At 60.9% G+C, this 23,876-nt stretch carries 16 protein-coding genes; 7 read left to right on the top strand and 9 right to left on the bottom strand.

Annotation, left to right across the window (positions count from 1 at the left end):
* Positions 1 to 80: 80 nt before the first annotated feature.
* From FAA97_RS17380 to FAA97_RS17370, 3 genes are all read left to right on the top strand, one after another.
* Positions 81 to 842, top strand: coding sequence for an alpha/beta hydrolase fold domain-containing protein (locus FAA97_RS17380; protein WP_136599827.1), 762 nt, complete (start codon positions 81 to 83; stop codon positions 840 to 842).
* Positions 843 to 903: 61 nt separating this feature from the next.
* Entirely contained in the window at positions 904 to 2,085 is a 1,182-nt protein-coding gene (locus FAA97_RS17375) for an efflux RND transporter periplasmic adaptor subunit (protein WP_136599826.1), read from the top strand.
* A 141-nt stretch (positions 2,086 to 2,226) separates the two neighbouring features.
* Complete coding sequence (locus FAA97_RS17370) at positions 2,227 to 5,415, top strand: efflux RND transporter permease subunit (RefSeq protein WP_136599825.1); 3,189 nt, start codon at positions 2,227 to 2,229, stop codon at positions 5,413 to 5,415.
* A 21-nt stretch (positions 5,416 to 5,436) separates the two neighbouring features.
* Here the strand turns inward: FAA97_RS17370 and FAA97_RS17365 are convergent, their stop codons facing one another.
* From FAA97_RS17365 to FAA97_RS17335, 7 genes are all read right to left on the bottom strand, one after another.
* Entirely contained in the window at positions 5,437 to 5,940 is a 504-nt protein-coding gene (locus FAA97_RS17365) for an MgtC/SapB family protein (protein ID WP_136599824.1), read from the bottom strand.
* A gap of 336 nt (positions 5,941 to 6,276) precedes the next feature.
* Positions 6,277 to 7,167, bottom strand: a complete 891-nt coding sequence (locus FAA97_RS17360; RefSeq protein ID WP_136599823.1) for a dihydrodipicolinate synthase family protein — start codon at positions 7,165 to 7,167, stop codon at positions 6,277 to 6,279.
* A gap of 25 nt (positions 7,168 to 7,192) precedes the next feature.
* On the bottom strand, positions 7,193 to 8,812 hold the full coding sequence (locus FAA97_RS17355; protein WP_136599822.1) for an ABC transporter ATP-binding protein: 1,620 nt from the start codon (positions 8,810 to 8,812) through the stop codon (positions 7,193 to 7,195).
* Positions 8,805 to 9,722 (bottom strand): ABC transporter permease, encoded by a 918-nt coding sequence (locus tag FAA97_RS17350; protein ID WP_136599821.1) that lies wholly within the window; start codon positions 9,720 to 9,722, stop codon positions 8,805 to 8,807. The genes FAA97_RS17355 and FAA97_RS17350 overlap by 8 nt, the downstream gene beginning before the upstream one ends.
* A 10-nt stretch (positions 9,723 to 9,732) precedes the next feature.
* Positions 9,733 to 10,647, bottom strand: coding sequence for an ABC transporter permease (locus FAA97_RS17345; RefSeq protein WP_136599820.1), 915 nt, complete (start codon positions 10,645 to 10,647; stop codon positions 9,733 to 9,735).
* A gap of 82 nt (positions 10,648 to 10,729) precedes the next feature.
* On the bottom strand, positions 10,730 to 12,229 hold the full coding sequence (locus FAA97_RS17340; RefSeq protein WP_136599819.1) for an ABC transporter substrate-binding protein: 1,500 nt from the start codon (positions 12,227 to 12,229) through the stop codon (positions 10,730 to 10,732).
* A gap of 23 nt (positions 12,230 to 12,252) precedes the next feature.
* Positions 12,253 to 13,128 carry a DMT family transporter gene (locus FAA97_RS17335; protein WP_136599818.1) on the bottom strand — a complete coding sequence of 292 codons (876 nt, stop codon included), beginning with the start codon at positions 13,126 to 13,128 and terminating at the stop codon, positions 12,253 to 12,255.
* Between the two features lie 230 nt (positions 13,129 to 13,358).
* Between FAA97_RS17335 and FAA97_RS17330 the strand changes: the two genes are divergently transcribed.
* From FAA97_RS17330 to FAA97_RS17320, 3 genes are read left to right on the top strand one after another with little or no spacing between them, the layout of a single operon-like run.
* The gene (locus FAA97_RS17330) at positions 13,359 to 14,549 is read left to right on the top strand and encodes a sialidase family protein (protein WP_136599817.1); all 1,191 of its coding nucleotides are present in this window, start codon (positions 13,359 to 13,361) and stop codon (positions 14,547 to 14,549) included.
* A gap of 1 nt (position 14,550) precedes the next feature.
* Positions 14,551 to 15,507: a 4-hydroxythreonine-4-phosphate dehydrogenase PdxA gene (gene pdxA / locus FAA97_RS17325; protein ID WP_136599816.1), complete on the top strand. Its 957-nt coding sequence runs from the start codon at positions 14,551 to 14,553 to the stop codon at positions 15,505 to 15,507.
* The gene (locus FAA97_RS17320) at positions 15,504 to 16,625 is read left to right on the top strand and encodes an iron-containing alcohol dehydrogenase (RefSeq protein ID WP_136599815.1); all 1,122 of its coding nucleotides are present in this window, start codon (positions 15,504 to 15,506) and stop codon (positions 16,623 to 16,625) included. Before pdxA ends, FAA97_RS17320 begins: the two co-directional genes overlap by 4 nt.
* Before the next feature lie 81 nt (positions 16,626 to 16,706).
* Here the strand turns inward: FAA97_RS17320 and FAA97_RS17315 are convergent, their stop codons facing one another.
* A complete protein-coding gene (locus FAA97_RS17315) occupies positions 16,707 to 17,432 on the bottom strand; it encodes a FadR/GntR family transcriptional regulator (protein ID WP_136599814.1) in 726 nt (241 codons plus the stop codon).
* Between the two features lie 2 nt (positions 17,433 to 17,434).
* Entirely contained in the window at positions 17,435 to 18,463 is a 1,029-nt protein-coding gene (locus FAA97_RS17310; protein WP_168801035.1) for a four-carbon acid sugar kinase family protein, read from the bottom strand.
* A 776-nt stretch (positions 18,464 to 19,239) separates the two neighbouring features.
* On the opposite strand from FAA97_RS17310, the gene FAA97_RS17305 reads away from it, so the two are divergent.
* On the top strand, positions 19,240 to 23,796 hold the full coding sequence (locus tag FAA97_RS17305) for an autotransporter domain-containing protein (RefSeq protein WP_246041567.1): 4,557 nt from the start codon (positions 19,240 to 19,242) through the stop codon (positions 23,794 to 23,796).
* The last annotated feature ends 80 nt before the right edge of the window (positions 23,797 to 23,876 follow it).

Here is a 23,876-nt window from a genome sequence, read left to right as displayed (position 1 = left end):
AACCGAGAAGCGAAAGACATTTCCAACACGCAAGCGGCTATTCGATGATCAGGATGTGGCAGACAGGGGAGGACCCGGAGATGCGGTTTCCCCTGCCCTTCCGCATCTACGGCGGCCAAGGCAAGTCGACGCGGCGACGGCCGCTTGTGCTTTACTTTGCTGCCAGTGCATTTGGACGCACGGCCCGACGAGAGACAGACGCCCCGGCCGCTGTCGCGATGGCGGAAGCCGGTGCGCTGGTGGTGGAGGCGGACTGCGCAAGCGCCTCCCGATTTGCCTTTCCGGAGACCCTGGAAAGGGGTTTTGAGGCATTGAAGCATCTGTTTGCCAAGCGGAAATGCTTTGCAAACCTTCGCTCGCCAGTTCTGGTCGCCGGCGATGAGGCCGGCGGCAACCTGGCTGCAAGCCTGGCGCTCAAGGCACGTGACGCCCTGCCGGGTGAACTTGCTGGCCAGATACTGTTGTCGCCGATGCTCGATCCGCGCATGGTGACGATCTCCTTCCGGCAGGCCGAGGAGATCGGCCTGCAACAGCGTTGGTCGGAGGGCTGGAGCCACTATCTGGCGCAGGCAAGCGACGGCCAGCATCCCTATGCCGCACCGTGCCTCTGCACGCGGCTGATGGGAACGGCTCCGGCGATGGTCGTGACATCGGATGACGATCCCTTGCGCGACGAAGCGCTTGACTACGCGAAGTGCCTGCAAGCGGCCGGCGTCTGCGTGAAAACAAGCGTTTTGCCGCAGCAGCTTGGATGGACAAGCCTCTACGATGGGAAGGACGGCGAATGGCATTCGCGCTTCTCGACAGATTTTTCGCAGTTCCTTGAGGGGCTGCCAGCCTGACGGCGGGTCTTCCACCCGCCCCCATAACAGAGCGGTTCGCAACGAACCGAAGGAGACGATCATGACCGCAAGGATCAGACGTGCGGCCCTGTGGGGCTGCGCGATGGGGACCGCTTTGGCCATTGCCGGCGCAAGTTTCTATTTCGAACCAATGCTGCAGGCAAATGCGGCTTCCACCGAAACGGCAGAGGCAGCGCCACCTGCCGTGCCGGTTACGGTGACGACAGTCAAACCGCGTGCCGTGCATATCTGGCGCGAGGTCTCAGGGCGCTTCGAAGCCGTGGACCGCGTGGAGATCCGCTCTCGCGTCGCGGGCGCGATCCAGGCGGTGCATTTCCGCGAAGGCAGCGCAGTTGAGAAGGGTGATCTTCTCTTTTCGATCGATCCTGAGCCCTATCAAGCCGTTGTCGATCAGGCACGCGGCGCCGTCGCATCGGCCGAAGCGCGCCTTGTCCTTGCGACGACCGAACTTGATCGCGGCAATGCCCTGCTCGGCCGAAACACTATCTCCCAGAGCGAGGTCGCCCAGCGCAAGAGCACCAAGGCCTCCACCGAGGCGGACCTCCAGTCGGCCCGCGCTGCCCTGAAGCTTGCCGAGCTGGATCTCGCCTATACCGAGATCCGCGCCCCGATTGCCGGTCGCATCGGCACGCTCGACGTCACCGTCGGCAATCTCGTGGCGGCGGGCCCCGCCTCATCCTCACTTGTCACGCTCGTCTCGATCAATCCGATCTATGCGAGCTTCACGATCGACGAGGATCACCTGCGCGACGTGCTCTCCAGCCTGCCGGCCGGTGATGCCGGGTCGGAACTCGATCAGATCCCTGTCGAGGTCGAAACCGACAGCGCCGCTGCTCCGATCCCGGGTCGGCTGCAATTGATCAACAATGAGATCGACGCTTCAACCGGGACGATCCGCATGCGCGCCGTCTTCGACAACCCCGAGGGCCGCCTGATCCCAGGTCAGTTCGCCCGTTTGCGGCTTGGCCAGGCTGAGGCGAAACAGCGCCTTACGATCAGCGAACGGGCAGTGGGCACGGACCAGGACAAGAAGTTTGTCTTCGTCGTCGCGCCCGACAACACGGTTGGCTACCGTCAGGTCGAACTGGGCGCAGCCGTCGATGGCGAGCGCATCGTCGAAGCGGGCCTCAATGCCGGAGATCGCATTGTCGTCAGCGGCCTGCAGCGTATCCGTCCCGGCGCGGTGGTCGCGCCGCAGGACCAGACCGCGCTGAAAAACTGACGGGCCAGACGACGGCAAGGCTTCAGCGCCGATCATAAGGCACACCACGTCGTCGTCCCGCTTCACTCTTATTCCCGCCTCCCAACCCCGCAACTCCGGTTACGGGGTCGCTCCTCCCTTGTCCGCCTATGGGGCTTCGTGATGAATTTTTCCCGCTTTTTTGTCGACCGACCGGTCTTCGCCGCCGTCCTCTCGATCTTGATCCTCGTGGCAGGCCTGATCGGCCTTCGCGCGCTGCCGATCTCCGAATATCCTGAGGTGGTGCCGCCCTCCGTGGTTGTCCGCGCCGTCTATCCCGGCGCCAATCCCACCGTCATTGCCGAAACCGTCGCCACGCCGCTCGAAGAGCAGATCAACGGTGTCGAGAACATGCTCTACATGTCGAGCCAGGCGACATCGGACGGTGTGCTGACGCTGACCGTCACATTCCGCCTGGGCACCGATCCGGACAAGGCGCAGCAGCTCGTCCAGAACCGCGTTGCCCAGGCGGAGCCCCGGCTCCCCGGCGAAGTCCGGGCGCTTGGCATCACGACGGTCAAGAGCTCGCCTGATCTCATGATGGTGGTCCATCTCGTCTCCACCGGAGATCGCTATGACCTCACCTATCTGCGCAACTATGCGACGCTGAACATCAAGGATCGGCTGGCACGCATCGAAGGCGTTGGTCAGGTCCAGGTCTTCGGCGCGGGCGATTACTCCATGCGCATCTGGCTCGATCCGCAAAAGGTCGCCGAGCATGGCCTCGCGGCAAGCGACATCACCGCCGCAATCGCCCAGCAGAATGTCCAGGCCGCCGCCGGCACCATCGGCGCCTCTCCCTCGCCGCAGGGTGTGGATCTGCAATTGAATGTCAATGCACGCGGTCGCCTGCAGACGCCGGAGGAATTCGGCGCCATCGTCGTGAAGTCGGGCCCGAACGGCGAGATCACCCGGCTATCGGATGTCGCACGCATCGAACTGGGGGCTGCGGAATACGCATTGCGCTCGCTTCTGGATGGCGAGCCGGCCGTTGCCATGCCGATCTTCCAGGCGCCCGGCTCCAACGCCATCGCCATCTCCGACGCCGTCCAGCAGACCATGGCGGACCTGAAGCAGGCGATGCCGGATGGCGTGCGCTTCGAGATCGTTTACGACACGACCGAATTTGTCCGCGCGTCGATCGACAAGGTGGTCGATACGCTGCTCGAGGCGATCGCGCTGGTCGTTCTCGTCGTGATCCTCTTCCTGCAGACCTGGCGCGCATCGATCATTCCGCTGATTGCCGTACCTGTCTCCATCGTCGGTACCTTTGCCGTCATGTATGCATTCGGTTTCTCGATCAATGCGCTCACCTTGTTCGGCCTGGTGCTGGCAATCGGCATCGTGGTCGACGACGCGATCGTCGTTGTCGAAAATGTCGAACGCAACATCGAGAACGGGCTCTCGCCTAGAGACGCAACCTACAAGGCGATGAAGGAAGTCTCCGGACCAATCATCGCGATCGCTCTGGTGCTGGTCGCGGTTTTCGTGCCGCTGGCCTTCATCACCGGCCTTTCGGGTCAGTTCTACCGGCAGTTCGCGCTGACCATCGCGATCTCGACCGTGATTTCTGCGCTGAATTCGCTGACCCTTTCGCCGGCCCTTGCAGCCCTGCTTCTGAAGGACCACCACGCGCCGAAGGATCGGCTCACCCGCATCATGGACGCCCTGCTCGGCTGGTTCTTCCGTGGCTTCAACCGTGCCTTCGGCGCAGCCTCAAGCGGCTATGGCCGCAGCGTCGGCGGTCTTCTCGGTCGCAAGAGCTTCGTCATGGTTCTCTACCTTGCGCTGGTCGCAGCGACTTACGGCATGTTCACCACCGTGCCCGGCGGCTTCGTGCCGGCGCAGGACAAGCAGTATCTCATCGGTTTTGCACAATTGCCCGATGGCGCCACACTCGATCGCACGGAAGAAGTCATCCGCCAGATGAGCGACATTGCGCTGCAGGAACCGGGGGTCAAAAACGCGCTTGCCTTCCCCGGCCTGTCGATCAACGGCTTCACCATCGGCTCGAACGCCGGCATCGTCTTTGCCGTGCTGGACGATTTCGAGGAGCGGCGCGATCCGTCCCTCGCGGGCGGGGCGATCGCCATGGCTCTCAACCAGAAATTCGCCGCGATCGACGGCGCCTTCATCGCAATGTTCCCGCCACCGCCCGTAAACGGGCTGGGCTCGACCGGCGGCTTCAAGCTGCAGATCGAGGATCGTGCCGGATTCGGCTACCAGACACTCGACGAAACGACGAAGGCCGTTCTCGCCAAGGCCTATCAGACCCCGGAACTCGCCGGCATTTTCTCGAGCTTCCAGGTCAACGTGCCGCAACTCTTCGCCGATCTCGACCGCATCAAGGCACAGCAACTCGGCGTTTCCGTCACCGACGTCTTCCAGACGCTCCAGATCTACCTGGGCTCGCTCTACGTCAACGACTTCAATGCCTTCGGCCGTACCTACAGCGTCCGGGTGCAGGCCGATGCCCAGTATCGCGCAGCGCCCGAGGATATCGGACAGCTGAAGGTTCGCTCGGCCAGCGGGGAAATGATCCCGCTGTCAGCGCTGCTGAACGTGGAAACGTCGACCGGGCCGGAACGCACCACGCGCTACAACGGTTTCCTGGCGGCTGACATCAACGGCGGCCCGGCCCCGGGCTTTTCGTCAGGCCAGGCCGAGGCGGCAATGGACAAGATCCTCAAGGAGACCATGCCTGCTGGCGTCGACTACGAATGGACGGACCTGACCTACCAGCAGATCCTTGCCGGTAACTCGAGCATCATCGTCTTCCCGCTGGCCCTGCTGCTCGTCTATCTTGTGCTGGCTGCACAGTATGAAAGTCTGACGCTGCCTCTATCGATCATCATGATCGTTCCGATGGGCGTTCTCGCGGCACTGGTCGGTGTCTGGTATACGGGGGGAGACAACAACATCTTCACCCAGATCGGACTGGTGGTGCTGGTGGGCTTGTCGGCGAAGAACGCCATCCTGATCGTCGAGTTTGCCCGCGAGCTCGAGTTTGAAGGCCGCACGCCCTATGAGGCCGCAATCGAAGCAAGCCGGCTTCGCCTTCGACCGATCCTGATGACGTCGATGGCGTTCATCATGGGCGTCATTCCGCTCGTCATCTCGACCGGCGCAGGCGCGGAGATGCGCGCTGCCATGGGTGTCGCTGTCTTCTCGGGCATGATCGGCGTCACGCTGTTCGGCATATTCATGACGCCGGTCTTCTATCTGCTTGCCCGCCTGCTCGCCGGCAACAGGCCGCTGCGCCAGCACGGGTTGGAGGATATCCAGACCGCGAATGCGATGGAAAAAGCCTAGGCACGCCTGGTTAGGCCGGCCTCAAGCGGCCGGCTTTTCCACCGCTGTCTCCTCCTCGGCCTGCTTCGGCAAGAGGAGTGGAACCGCTGCCAGAATGAGGAAGACGATCAGCGTCGACAGGACCGCGGTTCCCTCCAGACCAAGCCCGGCAATCACCCCGATCCCGGCCGTCGCCCAGATATTGGCGGCGGTCGTCAGTCCCTCAACCTGCCGCTGCGCCGAGCGAACCATGATTGCGCCTGCGCCGAGAAAGCCAATGCCCTGGACCACGCCCTGCAGGACGCGCGAGAGATCGCCGATCTGCATCCCCGCCTGCTGCGGTCCGATGACGAAAAGTGCGGCTCCCACGGCCACCAACATATGTGTGCGAACGCCGGCACTGCGACCCTTCCGCTCGCGCTCATAGCCGAGAATACCGCCGAGAACGGCAGCAATCGTCAGCCGCACGGTAATGCGGACGATCGTCGACAAATCGGGCAGATCGGAAAATTCACTGACCAGCGTCGAGCCGATTTCGTCCAGCATCTGGTACCCCTCATCTTTATGGTCCAACCTCCGGCGTCGAAAGCAGCTGATCACGCGGGACACAGTGCCTGCGCTGCACAAGCTCCCTGCCCACACAGATCCTGTACAGGTGCAAGGATCAGACGCCTCCGTGATCGGCTAAGGGTATGACCAGACCAATTGTTCCATCGCCACGGTGGGACGAGCCTAAAATTCGTCCATCATCGAATTCCAGACGACCATACCGAAATCACAGCCTGGCGTCCTCCGCCGCTTCTTTTCAGGCAGATGAGACGGCTATGCAAAAAATCATACCCTCGATCGCCATTCCGCCGACGAACGGCGCCCCATCTCGCATCAGCTCCGGGCGACAAGACCAAAGCGGTGAAGAATGTCGGCAATCTTGGCGTCTTGCTCTGGATCCGGCAATAGCGCTGGCTGACGGCTCGCGCCAACCGAGGCATCCTGGAGAAAGAGCGCCCGTTTGACCATCGCGGGTGCAAAGCCCAGCGCATAAAGATCGGTGCGGAACGCGGTGAAAATCTCCTGCTGACGTTCGGCTTCAGCGATGTCACCACTGTTGTAGCCTTTCAGTATCCCTGCAAGCACATCCGGAATCGCGTTGCCAAGGCCGGAGATGCAGCCGGCCGTACCATTCTGAAGCGCCCAGAGCACGAGGTGGTCGGGGCCGGAATAGACGTCGAAGCCGGGCATGTCGCGGGATACGGCGAGATAGGCCTCCAGCGTTTCCTTGGCGCCGCCAGAATCCTTGATACCGGCGATATTGCCATGCGCGGCGAGCTTGCGGGCCGTATCCGGCTCGATATGGTTCTGCGTGCGGGCCGGAATGTCGTAGAGGTAGATCGGTGTCGCCACCGCGTCTGCCACGGTTGAGAAATGCCGGATAAGGCCATCCTGGGTACAGGCGATGAAAAAGGGCGTGATGACGGCAATCGCCGTCACGCCGATGCGATCGAATTCTTTCGCGAGCTTGATCGTTTCGAAGGTCGCTGGCATGCCGGCATTGACGATGACATCGACCTTGCCGCCAACCTCATCGACCACGGCTTCCGCAAGCTTCACCTTTTCGTCGAAAGTCAACGCGGTGAAATCACCATTGGTACCGGCGCACATGATGTTGTTGCCGGCCGCCACCTGACGGCGGACCTGGGCGCGGGTGGCTTCGTAATTGATCGTCTCGTCCTCGTTGAAGCAGGTGACGAGCGCGACGAAGGCCTTTTTGGACATGGGTTTTCTCCAAGGATGCTTGATGTCAGGACGCACGGGTCAGGCGCTGGGCCCGGTTCTGAGCCTGCACGTCCGGATCGGGATCGAGCCCGGCGGCAAGCAGCGCCTGCGTGTATGCTTTCTTCGGCGTCTCGAAGATCTCGCGCACGGTTCCGAGCTCGACCACTTCCCCCTTCTGCATGACCATTACATGGTCAGCGAAATCGCGCACCACGGGCAGATCATGCGCGATGAAGATGAAGGCGATCCCCATCTCGCGGCGAAGCTTGTCGAGAAGCGCGATAACCTGCGCCTGAACCGAGACGTCGAGCGCTGAGACCGCCTCGTCGCAGATGATCAGCTGCGGCTCGAGCGCCAGCGCCCGGGCGATCGCGATGCGCTGCCGCTGACCGCCAGAGAATTGGTGCGGATAGCGCCCCATATGCTCAGGTCCGAGACCGACCTGGGTCAGAAGCTCCGACACGCGCTCGCGCCATTTCGACTTCGGCAGGATATCGGGATGGATAAGCCAGGCTTCCGAGATGAGCTGATAGACCGTCATGCGCGGGTTGAGTGATTGGGTGGGGTCCTGGAAAACCATCTGCAGATCGCGCCGGAGCTTGTAGAGTTCGGCAGCTGACAGCTGGAACAGATCCCTGCCCTTCCATAGCGCTGATCCTGAATCCGGCTCGTCGAGCCTCAGCAGAATGCGGGCAAGCGTCGATTTGCCTGACCCGCTTTCGCCGACGACGGCAAGCGTCTCACCGGCGAGGAGGTCGAAGGAGACACCCTTAAGTGCTGCAAAGGCGCCGTAGTTCTTGCGAACGTCCCGAACGCTCAAGACAGGCTCTGCCCCCTTGAACGGCTGGTGCATCTCACCTTTGCCCGGGGCGGCCGCAATCAGCTTCCTGGTATAGGGATGCTGGGGGTTCTTGTAGACCTCGCGCACCGTGCCGGCCTCGACCAGGACGCCTTTCTCCATCACCACGACACGGTCCGCGATCTCGGCGACAACGCCGAGATCGTGTGTGATGATGAGGACGGCCATCCCGGTCTCGCGCTGCAACTCCTTGAGAAGCGCCAGCACTTCGGCCTGCACGGTGACATCGAGTGCGGTCGTCGGTTCGTCCGCGATCAGCAGATCGGGCCTGAGCGCCAACGCCATGGCGATCATGACACGTTGGCGCTGGCCGCCGGAAAACTCGTGCGGATATTTGTCCAGCGCCTGCGCAGGATCGGGGATACCGACACGACCAAGCAGGCGCAGCGCTTCGGCCTGCGCCTTGGACGAACCCGTTCCGTGGGCTGTCAGCGCTTCTCGGACCTGCCAGCCGACCGTATAGACCGGATTGAGATGGCTGAGCGGATCCTGAAAGATCATCGCGATCTTACGACCATTGATCTCGCGTCGCTCCGACACGGGCATTTTCAGCAGATCGACGCCGTCGAGAAGGATTTCGCCGGAGCTGATGCGTCCCGGCGGCATGTCAATGAGGTTCATGATCGCCGAAGACGACACGGACTTGCCCGAGCCACTCTCGCCAAGGATCGCAAGCGTCTCGCCCCGATCGAGGTGATAGGACATGTTTCTAACGGCTTTCACAACGCCGACAGCCGTGTGAAACTCGACCGAGAGGTTACGGACTTCGAGCAGATGGTCAGCCATTCTTGGCCCCTTTCATTTCCAGCCGCCAGCGCTGCACCGGATCGAGCGCGATACGCATCCAGTTCGACAGGAGGTTCAGCGACATCGTCGTCAGAATGATCGCAAGCCCCGGCCAGAAAGACAGCCACCAGGCATTGGTCAGATATTGCCGCCCCTGGCTGATCATCAGCCCCCAGGTGATCTCGGGCGGCTGGATGCCGATACCGAGAAAGGACAGGGCACTTTCCGCCAGCATCACATAGGCAAAGTCGAGGGTGGCAAGCGTGGTGAGCGTCGGCAAAACGACCGGCAGGATATGCCGGAACAGAATGCGTTTGCTGGATGCTCCCATGACTCTAGCTGCCTGAACGAACATGCGTTCCCGGATTTCAAGCACTTCGGCACGCGTCGTGCGCAGATAGACGGGGATGCGTGTGATCGCCAGCACCAGCATCAGGTTCAGAATGGACGAACCGAGGATGTAAAGCACGATGACCGCGATCAGCAGCGACGGGAAGGACATGATGACGTCCGCGAGCCGCATGATGATCTGGCTGACGCGCGGCGAGGAAAAGCCGGCAATTAGGCCGAGAACCGTTCCGGTGACGGCCGAAATCAGGACGGCACCCGCTGCGACCATGACGGTGTTCTGCGTGGCGACAATAATGCGCGCGAGCAGCGGACGGCCGAGCGCATCGGCGCCCATCCACCAGACCCATGCCTTTTCGAAATCAAAGGGAGCCGCGTTTCTTCCGCGCAGGTTCTGCTTGGTGGCGAGATCTCCCAACCAGCTCGGACCGATGATCGCCATGATCAGAATGACGAGGAGGAAAATGGCCGCGCATAGAGCGAACTTGTCGGCGAGCAGCATGCGATACATGCGCTTTGCCACATGCGGCTCATCGATCAGGGCGGTTGTTTCAATGGACATTGGCGCCCCCTCAGTTCCGGATACGGGGATCGAGCAGCGCATAGGCGAGATCGATCAGCAGGTTCATGAGGAAGATGGCGAGTGCCGTAACGAGGATCGCTGCCAGAACGACGTTAAAGTCACGTTGCAGAATGGAATCGATCATAAGCTTGCCGACGCCCGGAAAGCCGAAAATGGTCTCGATAATGACGGCACCGTTAAGAAGGCTGGCTGCCTGGTCCCCGATAACGGTGATCACCGGCAGCATGGCATTGCGCAGAGCGTGGACGAAGATGATCGGCGTCGATTTCACACCCTTGGCGCGGGCAGTCTTCACATATGCGGAGGAAAGTGCCGAAATCATCGAGCCTCGCACGACCTGCACGATAATGCCGAAAGGGCGAACAAAGAGCACGGCGATTGGCAGAACCCAATGCCAGATGCTGCCCGTGCCCGATGTCGGCAGCCAGGACAGGTTGACGGCAAAGATTACGATCGCGACGATCGCCAGCCAGAAATCGGGAACTGACGCGCCGACCAGCGAGACGATCGAAGAAAAGCGGTCGAAGAAGCCACCCGCGCGAAAGGCGGCGAGCGAGCCGACAACGATGGCAGCCACCGTGACGAGGCTCATGGTGATGACCGCAAGCCAGAGAGTCCAGACAAACGCTTCGAGCACAACGTCGAGCGCCGGCCGGGCCTTGCGCAGAGATTCACCGAGATCGCCTGTTATGACGTCGCCGACATAGCGGCCAAACTGGGCGAGCAGAGGATCGTTCAGCCCATGCAACTCGCGAAACTGGTTCTTCATCTCCTCCGAGGCTTCAACCGGCAGAAACAAGGCTGCCGGATCGCCAGTCAGGCGCGACAGGAAGAAGACCATAACCACGAGCCCGACCAGGGAGATCAGACTGGCGACGGCGCGTTTTCGGATGAAGCTCAGCATGGCGTCCTCGAAGAAAACGGTGCGGCGGGATCATCCCGCCGCATGAATTGCCTTGGAATGGGCGACCATAGCCGCCCGACGATTACTTGATCTTGATCTCGGAGAGCTGCAGCATGGAATTCGTCGCCATCGTCGGCTTGAAGTCCAGACGCTCGGAAACACGCGAGAAGCCGACCATGTGGAAGAGAAGCACATCTGCGACCACTTCGTCATGCAGATAGGCGATCAATTCGGACCAGAGCTTTGCGCGTTCATCACCGACGGCCGCGGAAGCACGCTTGATCAGGTCATCGACCTTCGGATCCGAGAAACCAGACTGCGTGCCCTCCGTTGCATACTTGAAGAACATCGAGAAGGACGGATCACCCTTCGAGTTGTCATGCATGGCAGCCACGATCTGCGGACCACGCCCCTCGGCGAACGGCTTCGAGTAGTATTGCTCGTGCTCGGCCACTTCAACGAACTTCAGTTCGATCTGCAGGCCGACGTCCTGCAATTGCTGCTGGATCGCTTCCATGATTTCCGTGACGTTCGGGAAATTGGCAGAACGGGCGATGATGGTAATCGGCGTATCGACCTTAACACCGTCTGCCTTTGCCTCTTCGATCAGCTTTTTGGCTGCTTCTGGATCATAGGCCGGCACCTTCACGTCCGGGTTCCAGCCCAGGGTCGGCGGCGGCACGATTGCAGTCGCGAGCAAGGCGCTGTCAGGCAGCAGTGTCCCAAGGAACGCTTCGCGATCGACGGCAAGGTTCAGGGCGCGACGGACACGCACGTCGTTCAGCGGCTCGATATTGTGATCGATGCGCAGATAGACGGTTTCACTGTCGAGATAGGAGAAATCGGTCGCAGGGTTGGTGGCTTCGACCTGCGAGATCGAGGGAGACAAGTCGGCTTCACCGGCCTGCACCATCGCAGCGCGGACGGCTGGATCGGCACGGAACAGGTAGGTCGCCTCGGTCACCTCGGGCTTCTCACCCCAATAGTCTTCGCGTGCGGACAAAACGATCTGTTGTCCAGGGGTCCAGTTGGTCAACTTGAAAGGACCGGTGCCAACCGGTTCGCGAACGAATTCAAGGGGAGTTTCTTCAGGAACCATGGTCACCAGGCTGAGGAGCAGCGGCAGGATCGGCTGGACCGGGTCGGCCTTGAAATCGACGGTGTAATCATCGACGATGGTCGGCGTCACTGTCATGCCGCCGAAGTAACGGCGAGACTCGCAGGCGTTCTTGTCGCTCATGATGCGATCGAAGCTGTGCTTGACGTCTTTTGCATCGAAGGCGCTACCATCCGAGAACTTGACGCCCTGGCGCAGATGAAAACGCCAGCTGCCATCGGCATTCTGCTCCCACTTCTCAGCGAGGCGTGGCTGAACCCCTTTGCCACCGCGGATATCCAGCTCCGTCAGCGTTTCACTGACGTTCTCCATGATGATACGGCCGATATTCGAGCGCGTCGCCATGCACGGCTCAAGCAGATCGGCCTCTTCCGGCAGCACAATCTTGATCGGACCAGAACCGGCATAGGCTGGCGACAGGGACGTGCCCATGACGAGGGCACAAAGCAATGCAGTCTTTCTCATTTTCATTCTCCTCCCAGATGAATTCAGTTTGAAGCTTTCGCACCTCGGGCACGCGCAGCGATGAGCGCCGCGAGGCAGATCAGCAAAGCGCCGACAACAGTCGTCAGTGCGATGGTTTCGTTGAAAAAGGCGATGCCGCCGAGCGCCACGAGCGGCAGGCGCAGAAAGTCCACCGGCGCGACGACGCTTGCCGGCGCAAGAGACATGGCATGGGTCATTAGCCCCATGCAGCTGGTACCGACCACGCCCTGAAGCGCAAGCAACATGAGCTCGCGGTGTCCGGGCATTGTAAAGAATGGGATAGCCAGAACCAGCGAGATTGGCACGGTCAAAAGCAGGTTCCAGACGACGAGAGTCGATGTTGAATCGCCCTTCGACATCGACTTGAGGATCAGCTGTATTCCGGCCTGCAGCAGCGCGCCGATCAGAGCCAAAAAAATGGCCAGGGACAAGCCTGCCGGAGATGGCCCGACAATGACCATGGCGCCAGCAAAGCCGATCAAGGCCGCAGCGAACATTCGCGCACCGGGTCTTTCGCCCAGCAGAAACGCGGCACCAAGGACGACGAAAATCGGGGACATGAAGGCAATCGCTGTCACATCGGCAAGCGGCCCCATGCCAAAGGCGGCGAAGAAGGCGACCATCGCAAACAGCTTGAACACTGCACGAATGGCATGCTGCCCCACCGAATGCGTCGAGGAGAGCACCTGGGGGCGCACAGCCAGAAACGGGACAAGCAGAATGGCACCGAAGAGTGCGCGGTAAAAGGCGATCACGAAAGGATGGACGGCACCATCGAGAGCGCGAACGATGACGGCATCCGACGCAGCAAGTGCTGCAGCACCGACTGCGAACAGGATTGCTGCGGTTAGTCGCTCACCTTTCTGCCCTGTCTGCATGTCACCCCCCATCCGACTTCCACGTCGGCACCGGCAGAACATCCAACGCCCAGAGTACTTTGTCAAATGATTTCCTGATGTAAAATTTATTCTTTCCGATAAGCAGATTTTTATATTTATAAATCAATGTTTTAATTTTCAAACCGCTCCAATTCGATGACTTGAGATACATAAACAAACTTGACAACTTTGTAAAAACGCTCGATTTCAATGGGCAAGAGGAGCAGTCCATGACACCCAATGAAATTGCCCGACACATGACCGGGATGCTTGCCCCTGTCGGCGCCGGACGCATGGAGGCCTACCTCCCGTCGCCAATGGTGCAAAACCACGCATCCTTCCTCCACATGCGCGCGGATGGCAGCCTTATCTGCGCCTGGTTCGGCGGCTCGCTGGAAGGCAAGTCCGACATATCGATCTATGCATCCGTGCTGGCGGTTGGTGCCTCGGCGTGGGGACCACCGCAGAGGCTGAGCTTCGACGATGATCATTCCGAGCAGAACCCTGTCCTGTTTCACGCACCAGACGGCCGGCTGCTGCTGTTCCACACCTCGCAGCCGTCAGGAAATCAGGACGAATGCCGGATCCGCATGGCCGAAGTCCTCTCCGATGCTTCAGACCCTACAAGATTGACGACAGCCGAGGGCCGCTACCTCGATTTGCCGCGCGGCAGCTTCGTGCGTGCGCCGGTCGTGATCCGGTCGGACGGTGCCTGGCTGCTCCCTATTTTCCGCTGCATTCCCCGCCCGGGCCAAAAATGGAACGGCAGCCACGACACGGCCGCCCTCGGCATCAGCGAGGATGGCGGTGCAAACTGGCGGCTCGATGAACTGGGCCAGTCGACCGGCTGCGTGCACATGTCGCCCGTCTCGACAAGCGAGAAGGGCCTCGTCGCCTTCTTCCGTCGCCGTCAGGCAGATTTCGTCTATCGCACGGAAAGTGCCGACGAAGGCAGGACCTGGAGTGATCCGGCACCGAGCGACCTGCCCAACAACAATTCGTCCATCGCAGCCATAGCCTTGGGTGATGGACGCCTTGCGGTGATTTGCAATCCCGTCAACGCTGCGACCTCCCCGGACCGCCGGACGTCTCTCTATGATGAACTCGGAGAGGAAGACGACAGGCCTGAGGCCGACCCGACCGGGGGCTGCACTCCGATCTGGGGCGTGCCGCGCGCGCCGGTCTCGGTCTGCATCTCGAGCGACGGCGGACTGAGATTCCCACACCATATCCAGATCGAGGATGGTTCGGGGACCTGCCTCTCCAACGACTCGACAGATGGACGGAACAAGGAAATGTCCTATCCCTGGCTGCTGGCAGGTCCCGATGGGACACTGCACATTGCCTACACCTATCATCGACGCGCGATCAAATATTTACGGCTCGCACCCGGTTGGGATCGCCCCGAAAACGGAGAATAACATGAGCCGCATCATCGGCATCACCATGGGCGACCCTTGCGGAGTGGGCCCCGAGATCTCAGTTCGCGCATTGACCGACATGTCGGGCGACGATCGCGCAGCAACCCGCATCTACGGCAATCTCGCAACGTTGAATGCGGCGCGTGAGGCCTTGGGACTGTCGATCGATCTCGAACCTTATGTAGTGGATATAGAGGTCGAAGGCGCGCCCCTTCCCTGGGGAAGCCTGAGCCCGGTCGCTGGCGATGCCGCCTTTCGCTTCATCGAAAAGGCCGTGCGCGATGCAGAAGCCGGAGCCATTGGCTGCATCGTCACAGCGCCGATCAACAAGGAAGCGCTGAACCTCGCCGGCCACCACTATGACGGCCATACCGGCATGCTGCGCAGTCTGACAGGCTCCAAGGCTGCCTACATGCTGCTCGCCTCGGAGCGGCTGAAGGTCATCCACGTCTCGACCCATGTCTCCCTGCAGGAGGCGATCCGCCGGGCGACGACGGAGCGTGTATTGGCGACGATCCGCGCCGGCAACGATCATCTGAACCGTATCGGCTTTGACAGACCGCGCATTGCAGTCGCCGGTATCAATCCGCATTGCGGCGAAAACGGCCTCTTTGGAACCGAGGACGACGACCAGATTGCACCGGCAGTTGCCGCCGCACGCGCCGAAGGCATCGACGTCTCCGGTCCGATCTCGGCGGACACAGTGTTTTACCGGGCGTATTCCGGCGCCTTCGATCTGGTGGTCGCACAGTATCACGACCAGGGCCACATCCCAATCAAGCTCGTGGCCTTCGATACGGCCGTCAATGTCTCTGTCGAACTGCCGATCGACCGCACGTCGGTCGATCATGGCACCGCCTTCGACATTGCCGGCAAGGGCATCGCCAATCACGGCAACATGAATTCTGCCATCGCTTATGCCCGCAAGCTGGTTGCCGGCAAAGCCACGCGAGGATGACATCGATGACCGCAGCCATCACTCTTCACCAGCCACGACGGCTGATCGTCGGGGCCGGGACCATCGGCGAGGTCGGTGGGCTCGTTTCCGATGCGAGAACGGCGCTCGTCATCGCCACGCCGATCACCGCGGGTTTTGTCGATCGGTTGCAGCTTCCGGGCAAGATCGAAATATTCGATGCGATCCCGGGTGAACCCGATGTGGCGACGCTTGATGCCGCACTGGCCGTCGCCCGGCGGGTGAAGCCGCAGGTCGTGGTGGGCCTTGGCGGTGGGTCGGTGCTCGACGTTGCAAAACTCGTTGCCGCACTGTGGAACAGCGAACAGACGCTAGCCGACGTAGCGGGCCCCAACCGGGTGGCCGGTCGCAGCACGCAACTCATTCAGATTGCAACGACTGCGGGAACCGGCTCGGAAGCGGGTATTCGCTCGCTCATCACCGACCCGGCCAAGGGCGCAAAGATCGCGGTCGAAAGCCCGCACATGATTGCCGATATCGCCGTGCTCGATCCGCAGCTGACATTTACCGTTCCGCCCTCCGTCACGGCCGCGACGGGCGTGGATGCCATGGCGCATTGCGTTGAAGCCTTCACCAACAAGCGCGCCCATCCGATGATTGATGGTTTCGCCCGCATGGGATTTCGTCTCGTCGGCAAATATCTGGCCCGCGCCGTCAAGGATGGATCAGACACCGAAGCCCGCGAGGGGATGATGCTCGCCTCCTACTACGGTGGCATCTGCCTCGGCCCGGTGAATACGGCTGCGGGGCACGCGATCGCCTATCCGCTCGGCACCCGTCTCGGCCTGCCACATGGACTGGCCAATGCGATCGTCTTTCCCCATGTGCTTGCCTTCAACCAGCCGGTGATCCCCGAGAAGACGGCAGAGGTAGCGGAAGCGCTCGGCTTCGCCAGCGGCTCGCCGGAGGTGTTGCTGGACAATGCCTGCCGCTTCTGCACCGATCTCGGCATCGAAATGCAGCTCTCGCGGCATGGAGCGCGAGAGGATGCCTTGGAAGGCTACGCTGCTGAGGCCCACGCCAACCGACGCCTGATGGACAACAATCCAGCCGACATGGCTGTCGATGATATTTTGGCAATCTATCGGGCAGCCTATTGAGAATCGTCCGTCCGCGTTGATTGCTCAAGAGTCCGAACGGCCCCTTTGAAGATCGACTTAAGGAAAGGCGCTGGAGCCGACTTATGCCTCGCCGGCAACGGCAAGCGAGGCGCTTGCCTGGAAGAGACGGGCGCGCGAGCCCGTCAGATGCGCATGCATCAGTTCCCGGGCCCGCCCCCCTTCGCCGGCAGCAATAGCCTCTGCGATCGCCTCATGCTCGGCGAAAACACGGGAAAGTCCGGCATTGTCGCGCTTGATCGAAACGCCATGGAAGCGCATGCCGACCGCAATATGATCCTTCAACGCCTCCATGGCCGTTGAGAAATAGGCATTGTTCGCCGCCCGGGCGATGGAAAGATGGAACTGGAAATCGGCGTCCTCGCGGTGCGCCTGACGATTTGTCGCGTCACGCATCAGTTCCAGCGCCTCGCGGATCGCCGCAAGCGTCTGCGGCGTATGGCGGGATGCCGCCGCTTCGGCCGCAGCCGGCTCCATGGTCAGGCGAAACTCGTAGCAATTGAGGAGATCAGCCACATTCTCGAGTTGGCCGAACCCAAGCGGCTGCTTCATGCCGACAGAGCGGACAAAGCTGCCGGCTCCGCGACGGGAATAGATCAGCCCCTGATCCCGCAGGCGGCGCAGCGCCTCACGGATGATCGGCCGTGACACCTCAAATTCGATCGCAAGGTCATGCTCCGTCGGCAGGCGCTCGTCCGGCTGATAGGCGCCCGATTTGATCGCCCTGTGCATTCGCTCGAACACCAGATCGGCCAGGCTCTTGCGTGGCGTTCCGTCTTGAAGTCCCATCGTCAGCCCCTGCCCCCAAGCAGTCTTTTGGCAAGTGTCAGCAAAGTGTCCGGTTCGCCGAATCCTCCGGATTTTGCAATGATACATTGCTCGCCAGCATAGGCGAGCCCAAGACCCGGCAAACACTCCCCCTGCAGTCTGAAACACTTGATGCCCATGCGAGACAAGACGGCCTCTGCCGTCGCTCCTCCACACAAGAGGAGAGTTCGGGCAGCATGGGTCAGCTCAGGATGCGCTGAGAGCGCGAGATTCTGCGCAACCTTTTCCGCGGCCACGTCCGTATCTCCAGGCGTTGCCTGCAAAAGAACGATTGGCATCTGCTGAAGGTCGACAGGCTCAGACACGCCGTTGGGAGCCGGGCGGTAACAGAGCCCCTCCAGGCTGCGCATCCGATCTGCCTGCTCAAGAGTGATGTTATCATGCGAACCAATGACAAAAAGTGCCGGTCCTGTCGGAGGCGCAACAAGGTTCGCCTGCTCCTTCCCGGTCATCTTCACGGCCAACGCCTCTGCAAGCCCTCTAGCTCCGACCAGCAGATCGATGCGCTCTTGCTCAGCATGGGCCAGAGCCTTGTGTAGATCCTGATCGGTCAAGGCATCAGCGATATCGCAGCGAACGGCATGGTGTTCCAAGGCATCGATCACAGAGATCGGCTTCGCAACGCCAAAACCCTCGACATGGCCTCCGCGCACAAAGCGGCCGAAGCTCGGAATAGCCGGCGCGACCAAGGCGCGTCGGTAGTCGATGCCGTCGAGTTCTGCGGCAACATGGCCCTTGAGGCGGGAATCGATCTTCTTGAACAGGGTGACGTCAGGTGGAAGCGCTCCAACAGCCTTGAGCATCAACCGCAGGGCATCAGCGGGCGACATCTCCCGCGAGGCCAGATTGATCGAGAGCACGTCAGGCTTGTGCAAGAGCCCAGCCGGCACTGCATCGGCTGTCAACGCGACCTGTGTGTGCAATCCGCGCGCCGCGAAAGGTGCAGCCGTGTCCAATGCACCGGTCAAATCATCGGCAATGATGACAAGCACCACGATGCTCCTTGTTGTTATCTATTGCGATACAGAGATGGTCCATTTTTCAGTATGATGCAATATCTCAATAACAAATTAGAGCGACCCAACCTGGTCCAGGAGCATGACCACGAGAGGAAAGCGAATGCCATGCTTACAGTAGTGCCAAATTCGACACCTTCTTCGCTGCGTTGGGCCATTGTTGGGTGAAGTTTTCACCCCTGAGAGCACGACCGCATACTGTCTGGCAGATACCAGGCGCGGTGAGGTCGATGTTCGCCCTGGCGCATCACATACGCCAATCACCGCAAGCATATGATTATGAGAGCTTAATTTGACAGACGCAATCTGAGCTGCTCAAATCCAGCTGATGCATTCATGGGGCGCTGGGCAGTGCAACGCCCCGAAACCGGCTTGTGGGCTACTGGTGCTGCCCGGCCAAGGGGCCGTGTACTTTTTGCAGCAACATGATACGCGTATTGCGCGTAATATTGCTCAGTGATTTGGTGCAAACGGTCGGGACAGAAGCCGCAACGGCCCAACGATGTCGGCCAGCCACGCCCTGGGATTTTCGAGTATAAAATAGCAACGTTTGGCACCATCGGCGTTATCGTCGAAGCGGTGCACATATCGAGCGAATAAATATGAGCCGTTTTATTCAAATGATATCGCGTCTGACAAAATACCATCACAAGACATCCCCCACAACGCCGATTGGGAACGCAAAGCCATTGTTTGCCTGGAGGCCTCTGAAAAGCGTTGCGTACGTTTACGCGGCAGGTGGCTTGGTGGTGATGACCCTGGCCACCGTGCCGGCATCGGCCCAGAGCACCAAAGGCGGCAATGGCGGACAGGGGAATGTCGCCGGTTCGCCACTGGGTGGAACCAGCAGCCTGACCGGCCCAGGAGGCGTTGGGGGCGTTACCGGCGAAAGTTACGAAGGTGCAGGTGGAGGGGGCGCAGGTGCGACTGGGGGCGATGGCGGCGTTTCGTCGTTGGGCTCTGCAGGTGGCCTGGGAGGGACAACGCCGGGTGCGTCAGGCGGCGACGGTATCGGTGGCGGCTCGGGTAGCAGAGCAAGCGGCGGCGGCGGCGGTGCGCATGGCGCGGTTTATACGTCGTCGGGCAGTTCGGCCGCCCCGACGGCCGGCGGCGCTGGTGGCGCGGGCGGAGATTCAAGTGATGGAGATGGCGGTGGTGGCGGTGCGAGTGGATACGGCATTGTCATCGATACCAGCGGGCCTTTCGTCGTCAATCACCTAATCACTGGCGGCAACGGCGGCCGCGGCGGAAATGGTTGGTTCTATGGTGGCGGCGGTGGCGACGGTGGGCATGGCATAGCCTTCACTGGCGCAGCAACGGCCACAATCAACTCCGCAATCGCGGGCGGAAATGGCGGTGCGGGAGGCACGTTCATTAGCACCTGTTGCGCGGCGGGCGGAAATGGCGCCGGCGGCATAGGGCTTGTCGGCAGCGATATCAATCTATCTCTCAACGCGGCTGTTTCCGGCGGCTTAGCGGGCGACGGGGTCACGCGTGCGGCTGCGTTACAGCTGGGAGGTTCGAGCAGCTTAACGCTCGGAACGGGATGGTCACTGACTGGCGGCATTGTTGTTGAGAGCGGTGGCAATGTCGATTTTTTCCAATCGACTAACTTGACCCTGGCGGACCCCATTTCGGGTGCCGGATCGATCAGCAAGAGTGGCGCTGGCACGCTGACGCTCAGCGGAAACAATACCTACACCGGGGGAACGACGCTTCTTGGTGGCGTTGTCGAGGTGTCGAGCGACAACAATCTGGGTGCGTCATCCGGTGGCCTAACCTTCAACGGTGGAACGCTGGCCACAACAGCCAGCTTCAATTCCGGCCGCGCGGTCACGCTGTCGGGCAATGGTGAACTCGATGTCGCTGGAAGCACCGAACTCGGATTGACCGGTGTGGTGACGGGGACCGGATCGCTGACCAAAAGCGGTGCTGGCACCCTAACGCTTAGCGGAAACAATACCTATACTGGTGGGACGGTGCTTCTCGGTGGCGTGGTCGAGGTGTCGAGCGACAGCAATCTGGGTACCGGCGGCCTGACCTTCAACGGCGGCAGGCTGGACACCACGGCGAGCTTCAATTCAAGCCGGGCGGTCACGCTGTCGGGCAATGGTGAACTCGATGTCACGGCGAGCACCGAACTCGGATTGACCGGCGTGGTGACGGGGACCGGATCGCTGACCAAAAGCGGTGCTGGCACGCTGACGCTCAGCGGAAACAATACCTATACTGGTGGGACGGTGCTTCTCGGTGGCGTCGTGGCGGTGTCGAGCGACAGCAATCTGGGTACCGGCGGCCTGACCTTCAACGGCGGCAGGCTGGACACAACGGCGAGCTTCAATTCAAGCCGGACGGTCACGCTCTCGGGAAATGGAGAACTCGATGTCACGGCGAGCACCAACCTCGGATTGACGGGTGTGGTGTCAGGCACCGGATCGCTTACCAAGAGTGGCGCCGGCACATTGACGCTCAGCGGGAACAATACTTACACTGGCGGAACGGTTCTTCTTGGTGGCGTTGTCGAGGTGTCGAGCGACAGTAATCTGGGTGCGTCATCCGGTGGCCTAACCTTCAACGGCGGCACACTGGCCACAAGGGCCAGCTTCAATTCCGGCCGCGCGGTCACGCTGTCGGGGAATGCAGAACTCGATGTCGCGGGGAGCACCAACCTCGGATTGACGGGTGTGCTGTCGGGTAGCGGATCGCTGACCAAAAGTGGCGCCGGCACGCTGACGCTCAGCGGAACCAACACCTACACCGGGGGAACGGTGCTTCTCGGTGGCGTGATCGTAGTGTCGAGCGACAGCAGTCTCGGTACTGGCGGCCTCACTTTCAGCGGCGGCACACTGGTCACGACGGCCGGCTTCAGTTCCGGCCGCGCGGTCACGCTCGGGGCGAATGAACAATTCGATGTCGCGGGGAGCACCAATCTCGGATTGACGGGTGTGCTGTCGGGCACCGGATCGCTCACCAAGAGTGGCACCGGCACGCTGACGCTTAGCGGAAACAACACCTACACCGGCGGAACGGTGCTTCTCGGTGGCGTGGTCGAGGTGTCGAGCGACGGCAATCTCGGTACTGGCGGCCTTACCTTTAGCGGCGGCACACTGGCCACGACGGCGAGCTTCAGTTCGGGTCGGGCGGTCACACTGTCGACCAACGGAGTACTCGATGTCGCGGCAAGTACAGAACTCGGGCTAACGGGTTCGGTGACGGGCCCAGGCAATCTGGTGAAGCGCGGCGCAGGCACACTGAGCCTCGACAATGGCACCAACGCTTACGGGAACACCCTCGTTGAGGCCGGCACCTTGATCGGCAACGCAACGTCAATCTCGGGCAGCATCGGCAATGCTGCGACCGTCGTATTCGATCAAGCGATCGATGTTAGCTTTGCTGGAGACATCGTTAGCCTCAGCGCCGTGAGCGGCGCGATGGTCAAGCGCGGCGCCGGCAATCTCGCTCTGACCGGACACTCTTTTCTGGATTGGTCCATCGAGTCCGGCGCCCTTACCACTGCAGCCGGACGCTTCGAGGGCAATTCATTCATCGACGCAAATGGAACGTTGATCTTCGATCAGGGCAGCAGTGCGGTCTACGGCGGAGTGTTCACCGGCTCCGGCGATATCGCAAAGTCCGGTGCAGGAACACTATTCTATAACGGGGACAGCCGCGCCTTTAGTGGCACCACCACGGTCGCGACGGGCATGCTGATCGTCGGCACGGATGTGGCTCATGGCGGCGCGGTGCTCGGCGGTACTTTCGATGTCGGCAATGGCGCAATCCTTGGCGGCCATGGCACGCTGGGTTCGGGTATCGGCTCGACGGTTACGATCGGCACTGGCGGAACGGCAGCGCCAGGCAACTCCATCGGCACACTGACCGTCAACGGCAATTATGTGCAGTCTGCTGGTTCAGTCTATCTTGCAGAGATCGCTCCTGGTGGGACTTCGGATCTGATTGATGTGATCGGCACCGCCACGCTCAACGGCGGTACAGTGTTCGTCGACAAGACTCCTGGTATCTATGCGCCGGGCACGCGTTACACGCTCTTGACGGCCACCGGTGGGGTGATCGGACAATTCGCCACGCTCGATCAGAACATGCCTTTCATCGATTTGGCTCTCGCTTATGATCCCGGCAACGTATTCCTCGACGTGACGCGTAACGATGTCACATTTCCTACTTTGGGCATTACCCGCAACCAGGTCGAAACGGCAGCCGCGCTGGAAAGTCTGGGCAGCGGCAACGCCCTTTACGACGCCGTCGCGAGCACGCCGGATACCCGCACAGCACTCGCCAGCTTTGAGGCCCTGTCTGGCGAAGTTCTTGCCAGCGCAAAATCGGCTCTGATCGATGACAGCCGTTTTGTCCGCGATGCGGCCAACAACCGCATGCGGTCCGCCTACGGGGGAGAAACCGGATCAAACATGCCGACGGTTGGCTATGGGCAAAATGGCATGACGCCTGCTGCTATAGACAGCAGCTCGCCCGCACTATGGGGAGAGGCTTTCGGCGCATGGGGTACCTATGAGGGTGACGGCAATGCTGCCAGCATGGACAGCACCACGGGTGGCTTCCTGACAGGTCTCGATGGGGAGCTCGCCCAAGGCGTGCGTCTTGGTCTTCTGGCGGGCTATAGCCATACTACCTTCGATGTCGCTGCGCGCGCCTCATCAGGCAACAGCGAGAACTGGCATCTGGGTGTCTACGGTGGCCAGAGGTGGAACGCTCTGCGCCTTTCGGGTGGCCTCGCCTACAGCTGGCACGATATTTCCACCGACCGGTCCGTTGCTATCCCCGGCTTTACGGACAGCCTTAGCGGCAACTATGATGCCAGTACGTTCCAGGCATTCGGGGAAGCTGGCTATCAAATTCAGACGACAGGTGGCCTGTCGTTTGAACCGTTTGCCAATCTGAACTACGTCAACCTGAATACGGACGGCTTCGCCGAAGAGGGCGGCCTTGCAGCATTGCGCTCTGGCGGTGATGATACAGACGCCGTCTTTACGACGCTGGGCATAAATCTGGCCTCCGCATTCGATCTGGACGGATTGAATGCCAAGGCGCATGGCAAGCTGGGCTGGCGTCACGCCTTCGGTGATATGACACCTTTGTCGGAACAGAGCTTCTCAGGTTCCGACGCTTTCACGGTCGCCGGCATCCCGATTGGCAGAGATACAGTTGCGATCGAAGCTGGTCTCAACATCGATCTGAGCGAGTCCGCGACTTTTGGTATAGCCTATCAGGGCCAGTTTGGTGATGGCGCTGCACAGAACGGTCTGAAGGCGGATCTTAACGTCAGATTCTAATCCGAAACGGCGGCATCCTGCCAAGCGCCCGACGAGGGAAGGCGGCGGAAATCAGCAGCACGGCCCCCCGGCAATGCAAG

This window comes from Peteryoungia ipomoeae, from assembly GCF_004912165.1.
GTDB lineage: Bacteria > Pseudomonadota > Alphaproteobacteria > Rhizobiales > Rhizobiaceae > Allorhizobium > Allorhizobium ipomoeae.
The sequence above is the reverse complement of the archived record's forward strand: the minus strand, read 5'-3'. Positions and strand labels throughout refer to the sequence as shown.

Bases quoted from the DNA above. Each gene is read 5' to 3' on its own strand.
- FAA97_RS17375 (WP_136599826.1), top strand. From the start codon at position 904: ATGACCGCAAGGATCAGACGTGCGGCCCTGTGGGGCTGCGCGATGGGG.
- pdxA (WP_136599816.1), top strand. From the start codon at position 14,551: ATGAGCCGCATCATCGGCATCACCATGGGCGACCCTTGCGGAGTGGGC.
- FAA97_RS17355 (WP_136599822.1), bottom strand. From the start codon at position 8,812: ATGGCTGACCATCTGCTCGAAGTCCGTAACCTCTCGGTCGAGTTTCAC.
- FAA97_RS17365 (WP_136599824.1), bottom strand. From the start codon at position 5,940: ATGCTGGACGAAATCGGCTCGACGCTGGTCAGTGAATTTTCCGATCTG.
- FAA97_RS17305 (WP_246041567.1), top strand. From the start codon at position 19,240: ATGACCCTGGCCACCGTGCCGGCATCGGCCCAGAGCACCAAAGGCGGC.
- FAA97_RS17315 (WP_136599814.1), bottom strand. From the start codon at position 17,432: ATGGGACTTCAAGACGGAACGCCACGCAAGAGCCTGGCCGATCTGGTG.
- FAA97_RS17340 (WP_136599819.1), bottom strand. From the start codon at position 12,229: ATGAGAAAGACTGCATTGCTTTGTGCCCTCGTCATGGGCACGTCCCTG.
- FAA97_RS17380 (WP_136599827.1), top strand. From the start codon at position 81: ATGCGGTTTCCCCTGCCCTTCCGCATCTACGGCGGCCAAGGCAAGTCG.
- FAA97_RS17330 (WP_136599817.1), top strand. From the start codon at position 13,359: ATGACACCCAATGAAATTGCCCGACACATGACCGGGATGCTTGCCCCT.
- FAA97_RS17350 (WP_136599821.1), bottom strand. From the start codon at position 9,722: ATGTCCATTGAAACAACCGCCCTGATCGATGAGCCGCATGTGGCAAAG.
- FAA97_RS17345 (WP_136599820.1), bottom strand. From the start codon at position 10,647: ATGCTGAGCTTCATCCGAAAACGCGCCGTCGCCAGTCTGATCTCCCTG.
- FAA97_RS17360 (WP_136599823.1), bottom strand. From the start codon at position 7,167: ATGTCCAAAAAGGCCTTCGTCGCGCTCGTCACCTGCTTCAACGAGGAC.
- FAA97_RS17370 (WP_136599825.1), top strand. From the start codon at position 2,227: ATGAATTTTTCCCGCTTTTTTGTCGACCGACCGGTCTTCGCCGCCGTC.
- FAA97_RS17320 (WP_136599815.1), top strand. From the start codon at position 15,504: ATGACATCGATGACCGCAGCCATCACTCTTCACCAGCCACGACGGCTG.
- FAA97_RS17335 (WP_136599818.1), bottom strand. From the start codon at position 13,128: ATGCAGACAGGGCAGAAAGGTGAGCGACTAACCGCAGCAATCCTGTTC.